This window comes from Cyanobium sp. HWJ4-Hawea, assembly GCF_024345815.1.
Classification (GTDB): Bacteria; Cyanobacteriota; Cyanobacteriia; order PCC-6307; family Cyanobiaceae; genus Cyanobium_A.
Genome location: NZ_JAGQBV010000044.1, coordinates 1 through 18,718, shown reverse-complemented (window position 1 = coordinate 18,718; position 18,718 = coordinate 1). Strand labels below are relative to the sequence as shown.

The 18,718-nt window shown below is 64.2% G+C and carries 21 protein-coding genes; 6 read left to right on the top strand and 15 right to left on the bottom strand.

Annotation, left to right across the window (positions count from 1 at the left end; genetic code table 11):
- The 8 genes from hrpB to KBY58_RS10080 all read right to left on the bottom strand — a co-directional run.
- The coding region (gene hrpB / locus KBY58_RS10120; protein ID WP_255004214.1) for an ATP-dependent helicase HrpB at positions 1–1,982 on the bottom strand (1,982 nt) is incomplete at its 3' end.
- Complete coding sequence (locus KBY58_RS10115) at positions 1,960–2,343, bottom strand: hypothetical protein (RefSeq protein ID WP_255004213.1); 384 nt, start codon at positions 2,341–2,343, stop codon at positions 1,960–1,962. The genes KBY58_RS10115 and hrpB, both read right to left, overlap by 23 nt.
- An 87-nt stretch (positions 2,344–2,430) precedes the next feature.
- On the bottom strand, positions 2,431–2,709 hold the full coding sequence (locus tag KBY58_RS10110) for a DUF2973 domain-containing protein (protein WP_254934970.1): 279 nt from the start codon (positions 2,707–2,709) through the stop codon (positions 2,431–2,433).
- 205 nt (positions 2,710–2,914) lie between these two features.
- On the bottom strand, positions 2,915–3,121 hold the full coding sequence (locus KBY58_RS10105) for a hypothetical protein (protein WP_254934969.1): 207 nt from the start codon (positions 3,119–3,121) through the stop codon (positions 2,915–2,917).
- A gap of 81 nt (positions 3,122–3,202) precedes the next feature.
- Complete coding sequence (locus KBY58_RS10100; protein ID WP_255004216.1) at positions 3,203–3,397, bottom strand: hypothetical protein; 195 nt, start codon at positions 3,395–3,397, stop codon at positions 3,203–3,205.
- 133 nt (positions 3,398–3,530) lie between these two features.
- Entirely contained in the window at positions 3,531–5,282 is a 1,752-nt protein-coding gene (gene abc-f, locus KBY58_RS10095) for a ribosomal protection-like ABC-F family protein (protein WP_255004212.1), read from the bottom strand.
- 247 nt (positions 5,283–5,529) lie between these two features.
- Positions 5,530–5,787: a hypothetical protein gene (locus tag KBY58_RS10085; protein ID WP_255004211.1), complete on the bottom strand. Its 258-nt coding sequence runs from the start codon at positions 5,785–5,787 to the stop codon at positions 5,530–5,532.
- Positions 5,788–5,827: 40 nt separating this feature from the next.
- Positions 5,828–6,076 (bottom strand): hypothetical protein, encoded by a 249-nt coding sequence (locus KBY58_RS10080; RefSeq protein ID WP_255004215.1) that lies wholly within the window; start codon positions 6,074–6,076, stop codon positions 5,828–5,830.
- Positions 6,077–6,228: 152 nt separating this feature from the next.
- Between KBY58_RS10080 and KBY58_RS10075 the strand changes: the two genes are divergently transcribed.
- Positions 6,229–6,543: a ribbon-helix-helix domain-containing protein gene (locus KBY58_RS10075; RefSeq protein ID WP_254934984.1), complete on the top strand. Its 315-nt coding sequence runs from the start codon at positions 6,229–6,231 to the stop codon at positions 6,541–6,543.
- A gap of 32 nt (positions 6,544–6,575) precedes the next feature.
- On the opposite strand, the gene KBY58_RS10070 is transcribed toward KBY58_RS10075, so the two are convergent.
- From KBY58_RS10070 to KBY58_RS10050, 5 genes are read right to left on the bottom strand one after another with little or no spacing between them, the layout of a single operon-like run.
- Positions 6,576–7,739, bottom strand: a complete 1,164-nt coding sequence (locus tag KBY58_RS10070; RefSeq protein WP_255004210.1) for an anhydro-N-acetylmuramic acid kinase — start codon at positions 7,737–7,739, stop codon at positions 6,576–6,578.
- A gap of 11 nt (positions 7,740–7,750) precedes the next feature.
- Positions 7,751–8,386 carry a peroxiredoxin gene (locus tag KBY58_RS10065; protein ID WP_255004209.1) on the bottom strand — a complete coding sequence of 212 codons (636 nt, stop codon included), beginning with the start codon at positions 8,384–8,386 and terminating at the stop codon, positions 7,751–7,753.
- Between the two features lie 7 nt (positions 8,387–8,393).
- Positions 8,394–10,076 (bottom strand): GTPase HflX, encoded by a 1,683-nt coding sequence (hflX, locus tag KBY58_RS10060; protein ID WP_255004208.1) that lies wholly within the window; start codon positions 10,074–10,076, stop codon positions 8,394–8,396.
- A complete protein-coding gene (locus KBY58_RS10055) occupies positions 10,073–10,699 on the bottom strand; it encodes an HAD-IA family hydrolase (protein ID WP_255004207.1) in 627 nt (208 codons plus the stop codon). The genes hflX and KBY58_RS10055 overlap by 4 nt, the downstream gene beginning before the upstream one ends.
- Positions 10,699–11,916, bottom strand: a complete 1,218-nt coding sequence (locus tag KBY58_RS10050) for an NAD(P)/FAD-dependent oxidoreductase (RefSeq protein ID WP_255004206.1) — start codon at positions 11,914–11,916, stop codon at positions 10,699–10,701. Before KBY58_RS10050 ends, KBY58_RS10055 begins: the two co-directional genes overlap by 1 nt.
- Before the next feature lie 68 nt (positions 11,917–11,984).
- On the opposite strand from KBY58_RS10050, the gene KBY58_RS10045 reads away from it, so the two are divergent.
- Both KBY58_RS10045 and KBY58_RS10040 read left to right on the top strand, forming a co-directional pair.
- Positions 11,985–12,752, top strand: coding sequence for a phosphoadenylyl-sulfate reductase (locus tag KBY58_RS10045; protein WP_255004205.1), 768 nt, complete (start codon positions 11,985–11,987; stop codon positions 12,750–12,752).
- Positions 12,710–13,522 (top strand): type III pantothenate kinase, encoded by an 813-nt coding sequence (locus tag KBY58_RS10040; protein WP_255004204.1) that lies wholly within the window; start codon positions 12,710–12,712, stop codon positions 13,520–13,522. The genes KBY58_RS10045 and KBY58_RS10040 overlap by 43 nt, the downstream gene beginning before the upstream one ends.
- Here KBY58_RS10040 and bcp read toward each other — a convergent pair.
- Positions 13,497–13,964, bottom strand: a complete 468-nt coding sequence (gene bcp, locus KBY58_RS10035; RefSeq protein WP_255004203.1) for a thioredoxin-dependent thiol peroxidase — start codon at positions 13,962–13,964, stop codon at positions 13,497–13,499. The two genes, KBY58_RS10040 and bcp, sit on opposite strands and share 26 nt — an antisense overlap.
- Before the next feature lie 40 nt (positions 13,965–14,004).
- Here bcp and KBY58_RS10030 point away from each other — a divergent pair, with 40 nt between their 5' ends.
- Both KBY58_RS10030 and KBY58_RS10025 read left to right on the top strand, forming a co-directional pair.
- The gene (locus KBY58_RS10030) at positions 14,005–14,652 is read left to right on the top strand and encodes a 4'-phosphopantetheinyl transferase family protein (RefSeq protein ID WP_255004202.1); all 648 of its coding nucleotides are present in this window, start codon (positions 14,005–14,007) and stop codon (positions 14,650–14,652) included.
- Positions 14,653–14,667: 15 nt separating this feature from the next.
- Entirely contained in the window at positions 14,668–15,258 is a 591-nt protein-coding gene (locus KBY58_RS10025) for a hypothetical protein (RefSeq protein ID WP_255004201.1), read from the top strand.
- Here KBY58_RS10025 and KBY58_RS10020 read toward each other — a convergent pair.
- On the bottom strand, positions 15,255–17,519 hold the full coding sequence (locus tag KBY58_RS10020; protein ID WP_409995747.1) for an AAA family ATPase: 2,265 nt from the start codon (positions 17,517–17,519) through the stop codon (positions 15,255–15,257). The two genes, KBY58_RS10025 and KBY58_RS10020, sit on opposite strands and share 4 nt — an antisense overlap.
- Positions 17,520–17,580: 61 nt before the next feature.
- Here KBY58_RS10020 and KBY58_RS10015 point away from each other — a divergent pair, with 61 nt between their 5' ends.
- Positions 17,581–18,702, top strand: coding sequence for an efflux RND transporter periplasmic adaptor subunit (locus KBY58_RS10015; RefSeq protein WP_255004199.1), 1,122 nt, complete (start codon positions 17,581–17,583; stop codon positions 18,700–18,702).
- Positions 18,703–18,718 lie beyond the last annotated feature (16 nt).

Below are 18,718 nucleotides of genomic sequence, written 5' to 3'. Positions count from 1 at the left end.
ATCAGGGCTGCAAGCACCAGGGAGCCGGATGCCCCTTTCCAGGGCCGCCGCTCCAGGACCAGGGCCCCCAGCTGCAGGGTCTCCTCACAGCGAACCCGGCCCAGGTCCTCGTCCCAGCTGGCCTGGGCGCCCCAATCCAACTCCTCTGCCTGCACCAGATTGATTATTTCGCTGCGATCCATCGGCAGGGCCAGGTTGATGCGGGCATCGCGCCCTTGGCCATCGGCGCTGGCAATCGCCAGGGCTTCGCAGGAAACCAGCGGATCGTTGGGGTGCAGCAGGGCACCCTTGCCACTGCGCATCAAAAACCGCCCCGGGCTGCCGGGCCTGGCCAAGGCAATCCTCTCGGGATAGGCCCAGCTCACCAGCAGGGCGGCGGTTGCGGCTTCTGCTTCCGGTTCTGGTTGCCCTGATTCTCGACGCTCCCCCTGCCTGCCCAGCCCGTGCCTGCCCAGCCCCTGGCTGCCCAGCACCTGGCGTTGCCACTGCTCCTGCAGTTGCCGTTGGGGAGAGCGGGCAGGTTGCCTGCGCAACCAATCGAGGCGAAGTAGGAGGTCGCTGCCGGCATCGCCGCGGCTGAGGGGGTCTCGCTCACTGAGCAAAACCGCCAGCTCACAGGCCAGATTCAGCCAGCCCCTGGGGGCTGCCATTAGCAGCATGTGGGCCAGTCGGGGATGGAGCCCCAGTTGGGCCAGCCCTTTGCCGTGGACCAGCAGCGTGCCCTGCTCGTCTAGGGCACCCAGCTGGCCCAGCAGCCCTCGGGCCTCTGCCAGGGCGCTAGGGGCTGGTGGGTCCAGCCAGGCGAGCTGGCTGCCAAGGGGATCCCCCCAGGCGGCCAGCTGCAACGCCAGGGGTAGGGGATCGGCCTCCAATAGCTCTGGGGGATCAAAGCTGGGCCGCCGCGACTGCTCCGCCGGACTCCATAGCCGCAGGCAGCGGCCTGGCCCCAGCCGCCCCGCCCGGCCTGCCCTCTGCTCAGCGCTGGCCAGGCTGGCCGGCACCGTCACCAATCCATCCATGCCCGTGCCGGGATCAAAGCGGGAGCGACGGCTGAGGCCGCTGTCGATCACCAGGCGCACGCCCTCCAGGGTGAGGGAGCTTTCGGCGATCGAAGTGGCCAGTACCACCTTGCCGGCAGCACTTTTGGCTGGAGCAATGGCCTGGCTCTGGGCGCCCAGGGGCAGGTTGCCGTGGAGGGCCACACAGTCGATCGCCGCCCCCCAATCCCTGGCTTCGATGGCCCGTTGACAGGCCTGGATTTCCCTTTGGCCAGGCAAAAAGATCAGCACGGTTTCGTGGCTTTGCCGATCCCCAAGCCACTCCTGCTCCAGGGCCCGAAGCACCTGTTGATCGAGCCGCTCGCCCTCCCTTGGCAGTTGGTGGGCGATGGCCACGGGATGGCTGCGGCCCACGCTGCTGAAGCTCTGGGCATCGCTTAGCTGGCGGGCTAAGGGCTCCAGATCCAGGGTGGCCGACATCACCACCAGCCGCAGCTCAGGGTTGAGCAGTTCCCTGGCCTGGCGCACCAGGGCTAGGGCGAGGTCGGTGTCGGCGCCGCGCTCGTGGAATTCATCGAAAATCAGGCAGGCCACCCCCTCGAGGCTGGGATCGGCCTGCAGGCGGCGTAGAAACAGGCCGCTGGTGAGAACCTCAATCCGGGTGGCGGCGGAGGTGCGGCTTTCCAGTCGCACGCTGTAGCCAACGGCCTGGCCCAGGGGTTCGCCCAGCTCTGCCGCCAGGCGCTGGGCGGCCGCTTTGGCGGCCAAACGCCGGGGCTCGAGCATCCAGATCTTGCCCCCAGCTAGCCCGAGTTCGTCGAGCCGTGCGCGCAGGGCAAGGGGCACCCTGGTGGTTTTACCTGCCCCAGGCGGTGCCTGAAGCAGCAGGGTCGAACCAGGTGTTAGGGCCGCCTGCAGATCGCCCAGCAGCCGATCAATCGGTAGGGGCTGACCCCGGGGGCTAGCGCACGTGGCGGATGCCATCTACAGGGTGGTAATCCTCGCCGGTCAGTTCTTCGTAGACGATGGCGGGCAGGCCCGTTTCAAACATGGTTTGCAGGGCCTCCTTCATGTAGGGGTTCCAGCCACCGGTGCTGACTTTGCCGTGGCGCACGGTCCAGTCCCAGGTGCCCTGCAGGTCCCTGGGGACGCGGCCTTCCCGATCCCTGCGGGCCACCAGGTCCTGGGACTCCACAATTCCCACGAGAATTGGCTCCTTGCCGTAGGCGGGCGTAATGCTGAGCTCGAGGCGGATCGGATCATCCTTGACGAGCTTGAGCCGAAAACGAGGCGGCAGCTTGAGGGTACTGAGCACAGCCGCCACGATTTTGGTCCGTTGATCCACCGTCAATCCTCGACAAACACAGTTGCTTATTAGAGAGCCTATCGAGTGCCATCCAGCTCGATCAGGATCCCTGCTTTTGGGAAAGGATTAATCGGGGCTTTCCTTGGGCAGGACCCACTTCTCGTTGTCGCCGCTGAAGCGCACGGTGAGCAGATCTTCCTGGGTGATCTGACCTTCCGCATCCAGCAGCTCGGGGTGGATGGTGACCATTCCAGTGCGATCCAGGCCAGTGGGGCCAGTGACTTTGTCGCCGGGTCTTGGCACTGCCTTGAAGCCCTGGGCCATCACCTTGAAGGCCTGCCAGAGCAGGATCAAAAAGCTGAGGCCGTAGAGCAGGGGCAGGATTTGGGAAAGGAAGGCGTTCATGGCCTCGGGGTGGCCGCCGGCTGGGGGTACATGGCCGCAACCATCATGACTCGACCTGGTTTGTTGAGGGGCTGCCGGCGTTGGCAAGCATCCAGGCCCAAAGGGTTGTGCAGGCTGCTCCGAATGCAAGGAATGCAAGTAGCAATCTCCCGGTGTCCATGGCCTGATAAGAAACTTTACAAAGCTTAAGCCCCCCTCGATCTCGTTAGGTCAGGGGCGGCGAAACGGTGGCTTGGTAGCCCAGCTGTTGGCGCATGACCCATTCGGTGGCCGCCCTCTGGCTTTGCCAGGCCTGAAGTAACTGCTTGGCCAAGCCCTGGAGGGTTTTGAGGTCGGCGGTGGAGTCGATGGCCCGGCTCATGCGCTCAAGCTCAAATTTTTGGCCGAGGCTGAGGGCGAGTGGTTCGGTCATGGCGATCTTCGCGGTGGCGACGAACTGACCAAACAATACAAAGTGTTTCAGTTCATGTCGTAGCGGTTGCGACAGGGTGCCTTAGTTCTTCTCGCGGAAGGCGGTTACGCATTCTGTGATGCAGCTGCCGTCGTCCAGGGAGCAGGTGGTGATGCACTCGAAGTAATCCTCCATGGCATCCCCGTTGGACTCCGTCGCGGCAGGCGGGGCCATGCTCGCGGACCCGGAATTGTGGCCGGCGGCGGAGCTGCTGGCGAATCCTGAAAAGCGGGTCATGGCCTTAGGAGCGGGTGGTTGTTGTCAGGCTATGCACACCAAGCGCTTGACACCAGTCAAATAAGTGTTTGCTACTACCAAGCTGTGAAGTTGTGTGTAGGCGCGGCGGGCTTAGCCCTTGCCCCAGCTGGCTTTAGGCGGCCTCAGCTTTTGGGCCCGACTTCTGCCCCGTCTTCTGCCCCGACTTTTTTGACTGCTGCTTTTGGCGGTTTGCGGCCTGTTTGGCGGCCTTGGCCTTCTCGGCCTGCTCCGTTATGGCCAATTCAGCCTCCTCGGCCTTCTTCTCCTGGTAGTAGGCGTAGTCGCCGAGATAGGGCACCAGCTCCCCCTCGCGAATCTCGACGATTTTGTTGGCCACCCTTGAGATGAAATAGCGGTCGTGGGAGACCAGCAGCGCTCCGCCCTCGTAGTCGATCAGGGCGTCTTCGAGCATCTGTTTGGCCGGAATATCCAGGTGGTTAGTGGGCTCGTCGAGCACCAGCAGGTTGCAGGGGGTCAGCAGCATCAGGGCCAGGGCCAGCCTTGCTTTTTCGCCTCCGGAGAGCTTGCCGGCCTCCTTGAAGACCGATTCATTGCTGAAGCAGAAGCTGCCCAGTAGGGAGCGCACCTGGGTTTGGGTCCAATCCGGCACCACCTCAAAGATCGTGTCAATAACGGTTTTGGAGAGGTTGAGGGCTTCGGCTTGGTTTTGCTCGAAATAGCCAGCCACCACGTTGTGTTCCCCCAGGCCAGCCAGGCCGCCATCGGGTTGCTCTAACCCCATCACCAGGCGCAGGAGGGTGGATTTGCCTGCCCCATTGGGGCCCACAAAGGCAATCCGATCGCCCCTCTCCACCTGCAATTCGGCGCCAAGAAACAGAATTTGATCGCCATAGCTGTGGCTGAGGTCACTGATTTCAGCCACCAATCGCCCGGAGCGGGGTGCATCGGGGAAGCGAAAGCGTGGTCCGCCCACACCCTCCATGGGGGCCTCGAGCCGCTCCACTTTGTCGAGCAATTTTTCCCGGCTCTTCGCCTGGGTGGAGCGGGTGGCGCTGGCCCGGAAGCGGTCGATGTAGGCCTGTTGGCTACTCAGCTCCTTCTGCTGGCGATCGAAGGCCGCCTGGTTGGCTTCCCGTTCGAAGGCTTTCTGCTCTAGGTGGGCGCTGTAATTGCCGAGGTAGGAGCGGGAGATGCCGCGCTCGGTTTCCACGATTTGGTTGCAGATCCGATCCAGGAAGGTGCGGTCGTGGCTGATGACCACCAAAGCTGCGCTTTGCTCCACCAGGTAGCCCTCCAGCCACTGGATCGTCTCGACGTCGAGGTGGTTGGTTGGTTCATCAAGGAGCAGCAAATCGGGCTCCTGCAGGAGGATTTTCCCCAGGGCAATGCGCATCTGCCAGCCGCCCGAATAGTCGCCTACTAGTTGTTCCGCCCCTTCGGCACTGAAGCCAATGGTGGGCAGCAATTTGTCGATCCGGGCTTCCAGTTCGTAGCCGTGTAAAGCCTCAAAACGGCTGTGCAAGTGACCCAATTCATGGATCAGCTCGTCGAGATGGTCCGGGTCGCTGGCGGCCTTAGGGCTACCCATGGCATCTTCTACGGCCTTTTGCCGGTCGAGCACCTCAGCGGCCTCACCGAAGGCTTGAAATAGTTCCTGGCGCACGCTGCGCTCGGGATCCACATCGAACTCCTGCTGGAGGTAGGCAATGCGGGGCTCACCCTGGCGCACCACCAGGCCGCTGCTGGGTTCCTCCAGGCCGGCAATGATTTTCATCTGGGTCGATTTGCCGGCCCCGTTGACCCCTACCAGGCCAATCCGGTCTCCGGCTTTAACTTCCCAGGTGACATCTCGCAGCACCTCACCGGTGGGATAAATCTTGCCGATGCGTTCGAGACGGAGCACGGAGCCTGACGGAGTGGCGAAGGGGGCTGTTATCAGCCGAACCCCATCATCCCTGTTGGCCTTTTCGGCTTTTTAGGGCTTCGGGCAGACTCAAACCACGCAAACCGGTGCGGCAGCCATGATCAAGCGCATAGAGCAGGTGGCGGCCCTGGTGGTGGCCGCCGGTCTGGCGATCGTGAGCTACTGGCTCTTCTTCAGTTGGGCCCAGGGCGGCGGGCTGGGCAGGCCTGCCCAGCGCCCCCGCACATCAGAGGCCCCCGCGGGCCTTCAGCAGCCAAAGCTTGCTGGAACTGTCATCGAGGGAGGCGATGTGGGCCTTCACCTCATCGCCCGTGACCGATAGTCCGACTTGCTCGCCGATGGCAACGATCCGCTCCAGGGCCCCATTGGGATCCTGGAGGGCCTGCCTAAAGAGCGCCTGGGTGAGCTCGCTATCGGAGCTGATATGGCCGTAGAGGGCGGCGGCGTTGCCGGTTTGGGCAGCGTCGCTGATGAGCTCGGGCATGGAAGGGGGCCAGGACTGGCCAACCCTATTAAGCCTGCCCTCAGGCGGCAACAGCTACTTCGCTTTCTGGCGTACCCCAGGCGGAGGCATCTTCCATGCTGCGGGCGTCGAGGCAAAGCACCTTGCGCAGCTCCGCATAGTTGGCGGCGAGGGCCTGGCGCCCCTCCTGGTCGGCCCCGTATTCGGCCCGTTGCAGCACGTGGTGCAGGTGGGTGAGCAGGTAGGTGCTGATCACCGCTGAAACCAGCACATCACTGCGCTCGGTGCTGGTGCGCTTGCGGCTGCGCATGGCGGGGGCAGAAGCTTTGACGGCTGGGGTGAGGGTGCGTGCCACGGAATGGCCTCCAGGGTTGGCGGGCGTTTATGGCTCAATCATAGTCGTGGATACTACCCTTGCGCATCTCTGTACACTTCGGGGTATCCCAAAGGCCTCACCAGTGCGTGGCGACTAGGCAGACCTCCTCCAGTGGCCGCCCCAAATCCCCCAGGGTCCAGGTGGTTCTGCCTGAAGAGCTTTGCCAGCGTTTGGCCGATTTGGCCGAGGGCGAATCCCGCACGGTCAGCAACATGGCCAAGGTGCTGATCCAGCAAGGGGTGGAGCGCCTCGAGCGGGCCCGCCCTGCGCCCATGGGCCAGGCCCCTGCCGTATTGGCCGATTCCCAGCAGTTTCGCCAAGCCCTCGAGCAACAGGAACGGCAGCAGCCCCAGAGGCTGCGGGGTGCCCCCAGGCGGCTGCGCCTGCTGCGCCCCAGCTAGCCCCGGGCCGCTGGCCTAGCCAGTCTCTTGGCCTAGCCGGGCCTTACGCAGACCCCGAGCACGGTTGGTCGAGTTGCCCCCGTGACCGAGGGCAAGTTGCCTGGATGGCCTTTTAGGTGCCACCAGGCCAGGAGGGCAAAGGCCAGGGCCTCCCGGTCGCCCTCCCCAATCCCCAGCCCCGCCATGGATTCGACCGCCAGGCCGCGGCACCTGCTGCGTAGCTGGGCCATCAGCACGGGGTTGCGGGCCCCACCCCCGGCCACCAGCAGCTCTAGGGCCGGAGGCGCTTGGGCCAGGTCCTGGGCCACCACCGCAGCAGTGAAGGCCGTGAGGGTGGCGATCGCATCGGCCGCATTGAGCTGGCTGGCCCTTTGCCGGTTGGATCTTTGTTGTTTGGCGTTTTCAAGTCTGGCCAGGCGCTGCTTCAGGTCGGCTTGGCCAAATTTTTCCCGGCCCGTGGATTTGGGTGGCACTTGTTGGAAATAGGGCTCCTGGAGCCATTCCTCGATTACTCCCCAATCCACCTGCCCCTTGGCGGCCCAGAGGCCACCTTCATCAAAACCATGCTCACCAGCACTAAAGCGTTGTACGGCCAGGTCCACCAGGCTGTTGGCCGGGCCGCAATCCCAGCCCAAAACCGACGCTCTGGCCTCAGGCCCCTGGGCCGGTGGCAGCAGGGTCAGGTTGGCAATGCCGCCCAGGTTGAGCAGGGCCCGCCAGCCGCCAATGGCAGGCAGTAGGGCAGCATCTGCCGCCGGTACCAGGGGTGCCCCCTGGCCGCCAAGGGCCAAATCGGCGCTGCGAAAATCGAACACCACCGGCCTGTTCAGCTGCTGGGCCAGCTGGGGTGCCCTAAGTAGTTGCCAGCTGGCGCCAAGGCGCTCGGGCCTTGGCGGCCTGTGCCAGAGGGTTTGGCCGTGGCAGCCAACCAGTTCGGCCTGGCCCGTGGGGTCACAGGAGCGGGCCGCGAGGGCGTGCTGGTTGGTGAGCTCTTCGGCCAATTCCAATAGGGCCGAGGCGCTGGTGGGTTCGCCCTGGCCCACGGCCACAATTTGTTGGCGGAGGGCGGCTGGATAGGTAATCGCCGCCCGCCCCAATATTTGCCAGCGGGGCCGCCCTAGGGGCCCCGCGAAGTTGGCCAGCACGGCATCAACGCCATCGGCGCTGGTGCCGCTCATCAAGCCCAGAACCCGCATGCAGCGGCTACCTACCGGTTGGGCTGGGGGGTCATGCGCAGGTAGGGCTTGATCTCAGTGACCCCCTTGGGGAACTTGCTGCGGGCTTCTTCCGTGGGGATCGAGGGCACCACAACGCAATCCTGGCCGTCCTGCCAGTTCACCGGGGTGGCGACCTGGTGGTTGTCGGTGAGTTGCAGGGAATCGATCACCCGCAGAATTTCATTGAAATTGCGGCCGGTGCTGGCGGGATAGGTGATCTGCAGGCGCAGCTTTTTATTTGGGTCGATGATGAACACCGAGCGCACGGTCAGGTTGTTGAGCGAATTGGGGTGGATCATTCCGTAGAGATCGCTCACCTTTTTGTCCGCATCCGCCAGGATCGGATAGTCGACGCTGGTCTGCTGGGTTTCGTTGATGTCACAGATCCAGCCGGTGTGGCTTTCGGCTGAATCAACGCTCAGGGCCATCGTTTTGACATTGCGCTTGTCCCACTCGGGACGAAGCCGCGACACCTCACCCAATTCGGTGGTGCACACCGGGGTGTAATCGGCGGGGTGGGAAAACAGCACAACCCAGCTGTCGCCAGCGAAGTCGTAGAGGTTGATCGGGCCGAGTTGGGAATTTTGGGTGAAATCAGGAACGGTGTCGCCGAGTTGGATGACCATGGCCGAGCTAGGAGATAAAAGGATCGCCATCCCCGATGCTGCCACAGTTGCCTAGCCATTGCCGTAGTTGGCTTTTTAAGTGGGCAAGCCCTAGCCCTTCGGTGGCTGAGATGAACAGGGCATCGGGCTCCAGGGCCTTGACCCGATCCAGTTCCGTTCCCGGACAGCGATCGATTTGGTTGGCCACGAGGCGCCTTGGGGAATTCGCGCCCAGGGAATCAAGGATGGCGTTTACGGTCCGCCACTGTTCTGGCCAGGCTGGATCGGAGAGGTCCACCACGATCAACAGCCCATCGGCCTCCAGGGTTTCCTCCAAGGTGGAGCGAAAGGCCTCCACAAGCGGCGGGGGCAAATCGCGAATGAAGCCCACGGTGTCGGTGAGCAGGAGCGGGGTGGTAGCTCCCCCCTCCGGGTCGGGCAGCTCGAGTCGTCGGGTGGTGGGATCAAGGGTGGCGAAAAGTTTGTTTTCGGCCAAAACGGCGTCCTGGCCCGTGGCCTTGGTGAGGGCATTGAGCAGGGAGCTCTTGCCGGCGTTGGTGTAACCCACCAGGGCGAGGCGCCGCAGTTGGGAGCGGCCTTGCCTTAGCCGCGCCCGGTGGGCACTTAGCTGGCCCACCTCGCGCTGCAGCCTTTCGAGGCGGCCGGCGATCGTGCGGCGATCTTTTTCCAGCTGGGTTTCCCCGGGCCCGCGGGTGCCAATGCCCCCCCCCTGGCGCGAGAGGCTTTGGCCCCGGCCACTTAACCGGGGCAGGCGATAGCGCAGCTGGGCCAATTCCACCTGCAACCGGCCTGCAGCACTGGCGGCCCGTTGGGCAAAGATATCCAGAATCAGTTCACTGCGATCGCTTACGGGCAGATCCAGCAACCTCTCCAGATTGCGTGCCTGCACCGGGGTCAGTTCCCTGTCGGTGACCACCAGGCTGGCCCCAAGTCTGCGGGCCTCTAGGGCGGCTTCTGCCACCTTGCCCTCCCCCCAAATAGTTTTTGCAGATACCTGGCTGCGGCGCTGCTCGACTACTCCCACCGGTTCAGAGCCGGCGCTGCGCACCAGCCCCTCCAATTCGCCAATCAGCCGTTGGGCTGCCCCCCGATCGCCCGGGGTGAGGGCTAGCAGCAGCACCCGCTCTGGACCATTCTCAACAGCCTTGTGGGTTGGCCGCTCGGCGCTTTCCTCGGCCCCCAGGCTGGCCGGGTCGGTGGCACAAAGAACCGCCAGATCGTCTGCTCCCAGGGGCGGCCAGGGATCGCCCTCGCCCCTCTGGGGGCTGAGCAACAGGGCTGGCCATTGGCCACCCGAACCTGGTTTGTCGCCGTAGCGAAGCCAAAGCCTCGGGTCCACATCCAGCCCCACCACGCCCTCCTGGTCGCCGGGTTCGAGCTGCTTGCTGCGCCCGCAGCAGGTCACCAGCCGGAGTTCGGAACCTTGGCGGCGGTTGGATCCGCCCAGGTGGTCGAGCAGGCGTGAGGATTGCTCAAGGGGGCCCACCCAGATCAACCGGCCGATGCCCCGCCCATCGATCACCAGGCTGATCGGCAGTTCCAGCTCCCGGGCTTCAGCGGCTAGGCGCTGCAGGCAAAGCAGTTCGGCAATTCCGTCCTCCGGATGACGGCGATGGCAAAGCCGCTCCAGCCGGCGCCGCTGGGAGGGCCTAAGGCCTGCGGTGCGGCCAGCCAGCACACCTTGTTTCAAGGGCGTTTCACCAGCACACAGCGAATGCCAGCAGCAGCTGCCGCGGCTTGGTCGGCGGCACTATCGCCCACGTGCCACACCTGGTCGGCCGCCAGTTCGAGCAGGTTGAGGGCTTGCTGGAGGGGCGCCGGATCGGGCTTGGCGGCGCCTGCCGCACTGGAGATCACCACCGCATCCAACCACTGGCTAAGGCCCAGGCCCTCGAGTAGGCGATGGAGACGCTGGTCGAAATTGCTGACAACGGCCAATTTCAAGCCCCGGCCCTTCCATTTCTCCAATTGGCTTGCCACCTCGGGATAGGTCCGCCATTGCTCGGGTTCGCCAAAATGCTCAAACAGCTCCCGTTTCAATTCGCCGCTGACCGGCTGGCCTAGGGCTTCTTCAATGCGATCGCCCCACCAGGCCAGTTCCGCCGCCGCCAGTTCTTCGCTGCCGAGGCCTGGGAAGGCCAAGGGAGGTGCGGCCCCATAAACCTGGGGGAAAACCCGGTCGATGGCGGCAGCATCCACCTGGATGCCATGGCGTTCAGCCAGCGCCGCATAGGTGCTGCCAACCGACTGGCGCAGCCCGATCAAGGTGCCCATGGCGTCGAGCAGAAGGCCGGCGACAGGGCGTGGGCCCATCAGCTTTTGGCCAACCAATTGAGACTGCTCAGCCAGCTGGTGTTGCTCAGCCAGCCTGTGGCCACCCTGAGTTGGTGGCCCTTGCTGGGTAGGCGGGAGAGGTAGGCCAGCCGGCGCAATTGGAAGGCCGCCGGCCCGGCCAGGGTGAGCCCTGCGCCGGTGAGGGCAGCATCGCCTTCGCCGAGGCTCATCATTTCGCCGAGATCGTTGTATTGAAAAGGCTCTAGGGCTTCGCCCGCCAACGACTTTGGCAGATTTGCGGCCAGGTTTTCTGCCTGTTGGAAAGCCACCTGGGCGGTGGCAGCCAAGGGCTCATCCCCCTCCAGCTGGGCGATATCTCCCAGGGCAAAAAGATTCGGATGGCCCAGCAGTTGGAGGTCGGCCTGGCAAAGCAGGCGGCCCCTCCGATCTGTGGCGGCCGGAGGCTCGATGCTGGGCGCCTCAAATTTGAGGCCGGCGGTCCAGATCACCCCGTTTACGGCCAAGTTTTCAAGGGAGGGCGGCCCTGCTGGGCCACCTGCCTGCCCTGCTGCACTGGTTTGCAGGCTGAGCTGGCCCGCGGCCACACCCACCACCTGGGTGCGTAGGCGCAGGCGCACGTCTTTGCGCACTAGGGCCAAGTTGGCCTGTTCTCGATTGAAGGATTTGGCCGCAGGTAGCAAGGTTTCACCTTGCTCAATTAGTTCCACTGCGGCACTGCCCGCCAGGCTGTCGGCCAATTTGCAGGCCAATTCCACGCCGCTGGCGCCGGCTCCCACCACCGCCAGCCGCTGGAGGGGCCTTTGGGTCCGCCGCAGCTGGGCCACTAGGGCCTGGAGCTGCTCCACATCCGCCAGGCTGCGGAAGCCCAAACAATGCTCTTCCACGCCGGGAATGCCAAAGCTGTTGACCCGGGCTCCGGTGGCAATCACCAAGCGGCTGTAGGGCAGTTTTTGCCCCGAGGCTGTCTCCACTATGCGCAGATTGCCATCGATCCGACTGACCCGGTCCTTGAGCCAGGCCACCCCTTTGCCGGCCAGCAGGGTGTCGTAGCGGGGGGCTATTTCCCAGCTCTGGACCTCGCCGCTCAGCAGTTCGTATAGCAGGGGTAAAAAAAGAAAGCGCTCGTTGGGTTCAATCAGCAGGATTGGGGGATGGCTGCGGCGGGCTGCCAGGGCCAAGGCCGTGTAAAGCCCCCCGAAGCCACCGCCCACAATCACCACCGGTGCGGCTGTCATCGCTGGCTTTTACGGTGCATCGGGTTGAACCCTAACCACGAGCCAGGGCGGCAAGGGATGATGGATTGATGGTGTCTGTTCCAGCCCCCAGCTATCCCTGTGATTGCCAAGGTCGGCATATCGATCTGGAGGAGGCCCGCACCCGGCTGGAACCCCTGGGCGCCCAGGAGCGCCTGGTCTGGGCCCAGGCCACCTTTGGCGATGGCTTTGCCCTCACCACCAGCTTTGGCATCCAGGCGGCTGTGTTGCTGCATATGGTCAGCGGCCTGGCGCAGACATCCGGCAAGCAAGTACAGGTGATCTGGGTTGACACCGGCTATCTGCCACCCGAGACCTACCAATACGCCGAGCAGCTTTGCCAGCAGCTGGAGCTGAAGTTGTATGTGGCCCAGGCCGTGATGAGCCCAGCCCGGATGGAGGCCCTGCATGGTCGGCTCTGGGAAACCGCAGCCGTGGAGGATCTCAACCTCTATCACCGCATTCGCAAGGTTGACCCCCTAGATCAGGCCCTCGACGCCCTGGCAGTTACCTGTTGGGCGAGTGGCGTGCGTGGCCGCCAAACCGATCACCGCAATGCGATGCAGGTTCTGGATCCGGTGCGAGAGCGCTGGTCGCTGCGGCCCCTGCTGAGCTGGAGCAAGCGGGATGTTTTCTATTACATGCAGGAAAATGGCCTGCCCCAACACCCCCTGTTTGAGCAGGGTTATTCCACCTTGGGTGATTGGCATTCCAGTGCGCCCGATGGCGAGGGTCTCAGTGGCAGGGCGACCCGTTTTGGTGGCCTTAAACAGGAATGCGGGATTCACTTGCCCGGTGTGATGGGCGAAGGGATCTGAAGGTGGCTACGGGCGCCGGGCGCTGGCTACTAATAGGTAATAGTCGCTGGCATTGGGCGCTAGGCAGGCCCGGTGACCTGCGCTGTGGCCATGGAGCTCCCGCAGCGCCGCTGAATCCCTTGGTGGCCTGGGCCGCCGTGGGCCCTGTTCCAGATCAAATCCAGGGCCAAGCGCTCGACCTGGATCCGGCCCTGCGGCTCAGGCTTGAAGACGTGCCCCTGGGCCAGGCACCGCCCTGGCTTGGGGTGGATAGGGCCCTGGTGGGCTGGCAGGCCTGGCGCCAAAGCCCAGGCCGGCCGGTGTTAGTGGCTGATGCGGGCACGGCCCTGAGCCTCACGCGGGTGGGGGCCGACGGCAACTTTGCGGGCGGCAGGCTTCAGGCCGGTGCCCAGCTGCAGTGGCGCAGTTTGGCGGCGGCCACAGATCAGTTGCCCCTGATCAATGCTGAACCGGCCCTGAACTTGCTGGATCCCGAGTCGAGCTGGCCCCGATCGACGGAGCCCGCACTCCGAGCTGGTGTGCTCTGGGGCATGGCCGCGGCGATTTCGGCGGCAGCCATAGAGGCGGCAGCCAGCCAGGCCAGGCTTGGCCAGCTCGAACTGCAGCTTTGGCTAACGGGGGGCGACGGGGCTGAGTTGGAGCCCCTGGTTCGATCTTTGCTGGGTGAAACCCTGGCCCCTAATTTGCCCCTGGCAGCTGGCCTCAGGCTGGCCCCCAACCTGGCCCTAGAGGCCCTTGCTGCCCTTAGGCCAGGCCCAGATCGCCGATGATTTGGTCGGCCATTTCTTCGGCCTTCACCTTCAGGTAGATCAGCTCAAGCTTGCCCTCGGCATCCACCACAAAGGTGTGGCGCATCATGCCCATGTATTCGCGGCCCATGAATTTTTTGAGCCCATAGCTTTCGTAGGCCTCGGCCACCGGGCAGGGCTCGGCGTCAGTGAGCAGGGTGAAGGGGAGGTTGTATTTGGCCACAAATTTGCCGTGGCTGGCGGCCCCGTCCTTGCTGATGCCCAGCACCTGGATGCCCTGCTGTTGGAAGATCGTCCACTGGTCCCGGAAATTGCAGGCTTCCTTGGTGCAGCCGGGGGTGTCGTCCTTGGGGTAGAAATAAATCACCACCCTCTGGCCCCGGAGGTCCTTGAGGCTGACAGGGCTGCCTTCCTGGTTGGGCAGGCTGAAATCGGGTGCCGGATCACCGATTTTTAGGGTCATTTCTGCAGGGGGCAACAATGGCTGGAGCCTAGGGGTCCCCTTGGAAGCGTTGCGGCGGCCGATCCTGGAGCCTGGGCCGAGGTTGTGGCTCCAACCCCTTGGGGTGGTGGATGCGGAGATTCTCTCCAGCCAGGAATTGGCCTGGGGTGGTCGATTGGCCCAGCCCGGCCAGCGGCGCTATTGGCAGAGCCGTGCGGCCGTCCGCCAGCAGCTAGCTCCTCTGTTGGGATGCGATCCCGCCCAGGTGCCCCTGTACAGCCCCCCCGGTGAGGCGCCCCAGCTCCTGGAGGGCTGCGGTTGGGTGAGCTTGAGCCACAGCGGCGATGGGCTTTTGATTGGCTATTGCCCCGAGCCGATTGGTGTGGACCTCGAGCGGGCCGACCGCCGCCTCGATGCGGTGACCCTGTTGGAGAGGTTCTATCCAAAAGAGGAGGCTGCCCAGCTGCGGGGGCTGGGGGGGGATTCGTTGCGGTTGGCGGTATTGACCAGTTGGGTAGCCAAGGAGGCGGCGATTAAGTGGCGGCGCCGTTCCCTGGCAGAGGAGCTGGCCCATTGGTGTTTTGATCACCGGCAATGCCAGCTCCATCACCGAGTTGAGGGCCTGACCCTGAGTCCGCGCATGGGACTGCAGAACGGCTGGCTCTGGGCGGCGGTGACGCCAGCTCCGGCCCCTATTCTTGGCCCCTAAAGCAGGTCAAGCGCCATGGTGCGAAGGGGGCTGACGGCCAGCGGTTCCCGCGCTTGGCTGGGGGCATTGGGGGCGATATGGCTGGCCTGGGCAGGCCTGGGCCCGGCACCCTCCTTGGCGGTAACTGATGCCACTGCAGGGGCCAGCGACGACCGGTCTGCGCTCACTGGCTTTCTGCGTCAAAAAACTGTCACCAATAGGCGCCTACTTGAGGATCTAGATCGCACGGAATACAGCCCCGCCGAGCTCCGGGCCGCCCTGCTCAAGGTCTATTCGGTGCGGGTGGAAAAGGTATCGGCATTTTTGGATTCGGCCGCTGGCCGCAGCCTGATTGAAAGACAGGTGCAGGGTTGGTCGCCTTGGTTGAACACCAACCTCAAAAGCCTCGGCCTGCGCGCGGCAATTTTGAAGGCATCTCGCCAGGACGCCCTTTCGGCGGCTGGGGTGGTGGCGGGCTTGCCGGTGCGCTTCCAGTTGCCTGAAAGGTCTGCCGGGGCCCGCAGGGAGACAGCGGACCCGGTCTGCCCAGACCAGTGCGGCGATTCGGTGTTGGCCCATTTGGCCTTTTTGATGGCCTCTTTGCAGGTGGGGGCCATGGGCCGCTAGTTAGCAATCAGCAGGGTGTGATTTAGCTGTTGGGGGATGGTTTGCTGAAGCCTGGCGCCCAGACACGCTTCCAGTTGCGTTAGCTGTTGGCTGGGAATTTCTGCCCCGAGGAAGGCCTCCATTTGGCTGCGATAGGAGCTGCCGGGGGCAAGCCAGCGCTGCAGGTGCCCTTGGCCGATCTCCAGCTTGAGGCTTTCCTGCCAGCCCTGCTCACTGACCTGCCAGCCCCTTTTGCGCAACCATTCGGCGGCGCGCAGATGGGGGGCCTGGGCCGCCTGCAACATGGCGCCCTCATGGCGGGCCAGCTCTTCTAGGGCCTGTCTTGATTTGGCCTGTCTTATTTTTGATTGGCCCGACTCCCTTTCCAGGGCCAGCAGGCCGGCGGCGGGGCCGATCTGGGGGTGGCTGAAAAGCAGGCGCCATTGGCCCTTGGGCACGATCTGGGCCTGCAGGCTTTCCAGCCAGGCATCGAGTGGGTCTTGTCCCAGTTGGTCTTGACCCAGTTGACGCCAGGGCTGGCGGGCCGCAATCCACTCAAAGCGAGGCTGGTTTGGGTCGGTGTTGTTCTGGTCAAGTTGGCGGGCCAGGCTGGCAGGGTCGTCGTAAGGGCAGACCAGCACCTCGGGCCTGTGCAGGCTGTCGAGCAGTTGTAGTTGGGCCCCTAGGCGCTCCTGGCAGGCGCTATCGCCAACAGTGATCACCACCTGCCCCTCCGGCGTGGCTTCCATCGGATCAAGGGCCCACAGCAAAGACTGGGCTTCGAGGATCAACACCCGATCGTGGCGTTGCCATTGGGCGCCTTCCCAAAGCCGGCGGCGTAGTAGGTCCAGGCGCTGGCCCTCGGCGGCGGCCTGGCGTTGGAGCCAGCGCTCCAAATGGGGGTCGGCCGGGCCGCTACTCAGCACATCGCCCTGGTCGGCGGCAGTTTCGGCGGCCGCCGCCAACTGGGCGGCACGACGCTGTTGAAGGCGCTGGCGCTGCTGCCCTTCCCAGCCCAGCTGGCCCGGCTGCCAAAAAACCTCCCCCTGGAGGCCCTTGGGAAGGTATTGCTGGGCCACCCAGTGCTCGGCGTAGGCATGGGGGTAGCGGTAGCCCACCCCATCGCCGAAGGCCTGACCATCGCGATTGGCATCCCGCAGGTGGGACGGCACCTGCTGCTTGGAGGTGGCCTTGACGCTCTTGAGGGCATCGAAAAAACCCAGCAGGCTGTTGCTTTTTTCTGCGCCGGCAAGGTAAAGCGTTGCTTGGGCCAGGGGGTAGAGGCCCTCAGGCAGACCCACCCGCTCAAAGGCCGCGGCGCAGGCTTCCACCACCACAATCGCCTGGGGATCGGCCAGGCCGATGTCTTCGCCGGCGGAGATCAGCATGCGCCGAAAGATGAAGCGGGGATTTTCACCCGCCTCCACCATGCGGGCTAACCAGAAGAGGGCGGCATCGGGATCACTGCCGCGCAGGGATTTGATGAAGGCGCTGATCGTGTCGAAGTGGGCGTCGCCCTGTTTGTCGTAGAGAACGGCCCGCTGCTGGATCGATTCCTCAGCGATGGCCAAATCAATTGCAATCACCCCTTCGTTGTCTGGGGTGGTGGTCTCCACGGCCAATTCCAGGGCGTTTAACAGGCTGCGGGCATCGCCACCGGCCACATCCAGCAGGTGGGCTGTGGCCTCTTCGCTAATCACCACTGCCCTGTTGCCGTAGCCCACTTCCGGGTCCCGGATGGCCCGCTGCAGCAACTGCAGCAGGTGGGGGCGCTCGAGGGGTTGGAGCCGAAATAGGCGTGAGCGACTCACTAACGCCTTGTTGACCTCGAAAAAAGGATTTTCAGTGGTGGCGCCGATCAGGGTGAGGGTGCCGTTCTCCACCCAGGGGAGGAGGGCGTCCTGTTGGACACTGTTGAACCTGTGCACCTCATCGATGAAAAGGGTGGTGCGCAGGCCATGGCGCTCCAACCGCTCCTTGGCCGCATCCACCTCCAGGCGCAGATCTTTTACTCCCGCAAGTACGGCGTTGAGGCTGCTGAAATGGGCCCGACTGGTGCCGGCGATGATCCTGGCCAGGGTGGTTTTGCCCACCCCCGGCGGGCCATGCAGGATCAGGTTGCCGACCCGATCGGCGCTTATTGCCCGGCGCAGCAGGCGCCCCTCCCCCAGGATCCCCTCCTGGCCAACGAAGTCGTCGAGGGTTTTGGGGCGCAACCGATCGGCCAGGGGGGCGACCTTGGCCAAGGTGACTTCGCGTTGGTGCCCAAAGAGGTCGCTCAAGGTTGCGCCATGGCGCTTGCCAACACCGCCATCATCGGCCCCTTGGCGATACGCTCCGGCCATGGCTGCCCTCCTTACTCCCGTGGCCCCATTACGCCAGCTCGCTGCGCCATGTTTGCTTATGGCGGCCCTTACTTTGGGCGCCTGCCAATCGTCGGATCCCGCTGCCAAACGCTTGCCGACCGTGCAGGCCCAGCCGGTGGCCCTGGCCCGATTCAGCGACCGGGTCGACACAATCAGCACCCTTGAGGCGGCCCAGGAGGTGCAATTGGCGGCCCAGGCCAGCGGCCGGATTTTGCAGTTGCTTGTTCGCCAGGGGGATGCGGTTCGCCAGGGCCAGTTGTTGCTGGTGCTCGACCAGACCCAGCTGCGGGCTGAGGTGGCCAGCCTGCGCGGCCAGATGCAAACCAGCAAGCTCAATTACGAGCGCTACGCCTATCTGGTTAAGCAGGGTGCGGCCAGTTCCCTGCAGAGAGACGAGGCCCGCCAGTCGTACATAGCCGCCCGTGAAGCGCTGAATGCTCGCCAGGCGGATCTCGCCTTCAGGCAGCTGCGTGCCCCCATCAGTGGCACGGTGGCTGACCTTGTGGTCAAGGCCGGCGACGTGATCCAGGCGGGTAGCCCCCTGACCAAGCTGGTGGGCAGCGGCCGCCTCTTGGCCCGCATCGATGTGCCGGCGATCTACGCCGATCGGCTGAAGCCAGGACTAACGGTGCGACTGCTTGATCCGATCAACCAGCGCCCGATTGAGGTTGGGGTGGTTAATTCTGTGGATCCTGGGGTCAACGTGGGCAGCCAATCGCTGCTGGTCAAGGCCTCCTTTGCCAATGGCAACCCTTCCCTGCGCAACGGTCTGCGGCTGCGCACCCAGCTGGAACTGGGCAGCTACGAGGCCCTGGCCGTGCCATTTACGGCGGTAAGTCAAATGGCTGGTCAGAGCTTTGTTTATGTGCTGGGTAGCCGCGCCGATTTGGAGCGGCGCCCTGGCCGTGGCAGGCCTAAGGCGACGGCTTCCCTTCCACCCGGCAGCCAATTCGCACTTCAAACCCCCGTGCAGTTGGGCCCGTTGCAGGGCACTTCCTATCCGGTGATCCGGGGCCTGCAACCAGGTCAACGGGTGGTCAGCGCCGGCCTATTGAATTTGCGGCATGGCTCCGCTGTCAAAGTCGGCCGGGTCCGTTAGCTTTCGCCAAGCTGTT

Excerpts from the sequence above, each read along its gene's own strand:
- KBY58_RS10110 (WP_254934970.1), bottom strand. The coding sequence starts at position 2,709 with ATGAACGCCTTCCTTTCCCAAATCCTGCCCCTGCTCTACGGCCTCAGC.
- KBY58_RS10105 (WP_254934969.1), bottom strand. The coding sequence starts at position 3,121 with ATGACCGAACCACTCGCCCTCAGCCTCGGCCAAAAATTTGAGCTTGAG.
- KBY58_RS10100 (WP_255004216.1), bottom strand. The coding sequence starts at position 3,397 with ATGACCCGCTTTTCAGGATTCGCCAGCAGCTCCGCCGCCGGCCACAAT.
- KBY58_RS10085 (WP_255004211.1), bottom strand. The coding sequence starts at position 5,787 with ATGCCCGAGCTCATCAGCGACGCTGCCCAAACCGGCAACGCCGCCGCC.
- KBY58_RS10080 (WP_255004215.1), bottom strand. The coding sequence starts at position 6,076 with ATGCGCAGCCGCAAGCGCACCAGCACCGAGCGCAGTGATGTGCTGGTT.
- KBY58_RS10070 (WP_255004210.1), bottom strand. The coding sequence starts at position 7,739 with ATGCGGGTTCTGGGCTTGATGAGCGGCACCAGCGCCGATGGCGTTGAT.
- KBY58_RS10065 (WP_255004209.1), bottom strand. The coding sequence starts at position 8,386 with ATGGTCATCCAACTCGGCGACACCGTTCCTGATTTCACCCAAAATTCC.
- KBY58_RS10055 (WP_255004207.1), bottom strand. The coding sequence starts at position 10,699 with ATGGGCCCACGCCCTGTCGCCGGCCTTCTGCTCGACGCCATGGGCACC.
- KBY58_RS10050 (WP_255004206.1), bottom strand. The coding sequence starts at position 11,916 with ATGACAGCCGCACCGGTGGTGATTGTGGGCGGTGGCTTCGGGGGGCTT.
- KBY58_RS10045 (WP_255004205.1), top strand. The coding sequence starts at position 11,985 with ATGGTGTCTGTTCCAGCCCCCAGCTATCCCTGTGATTGCCAAGGTCGG.
- KBY58_RS10040 (WP_255004204.1), top strand. The coding sequence starts at position 12,710 with ATGCGGGATTCACTTGCCCGGTGTGATGGGCGAAGGGATCTGAAGGTG.
- bcp (WP_255004203.1), bottom strand. The coding sequence starts at position 13,964 with ATGACCCTAAAAATCGGTGATCCGGCACCCGATTTCAGCCTGCCCAAC.
- KBY58_RS10025 (WP_255004201.1), top strand. The coding sequence starts at position 14,668 with ATGGTGCGAAGGGGGCTGACGGCCAGCGGTTCCCGCGCTTGGCTGGGG.
- KBY58_RS10015 (WP_255004199.1), top strand. The coding sequence starts at position 17,581 with ATGGCTGCCCTCCTTACTCCCGTGGCCCCATTACGCCAGCTCGCTGCG.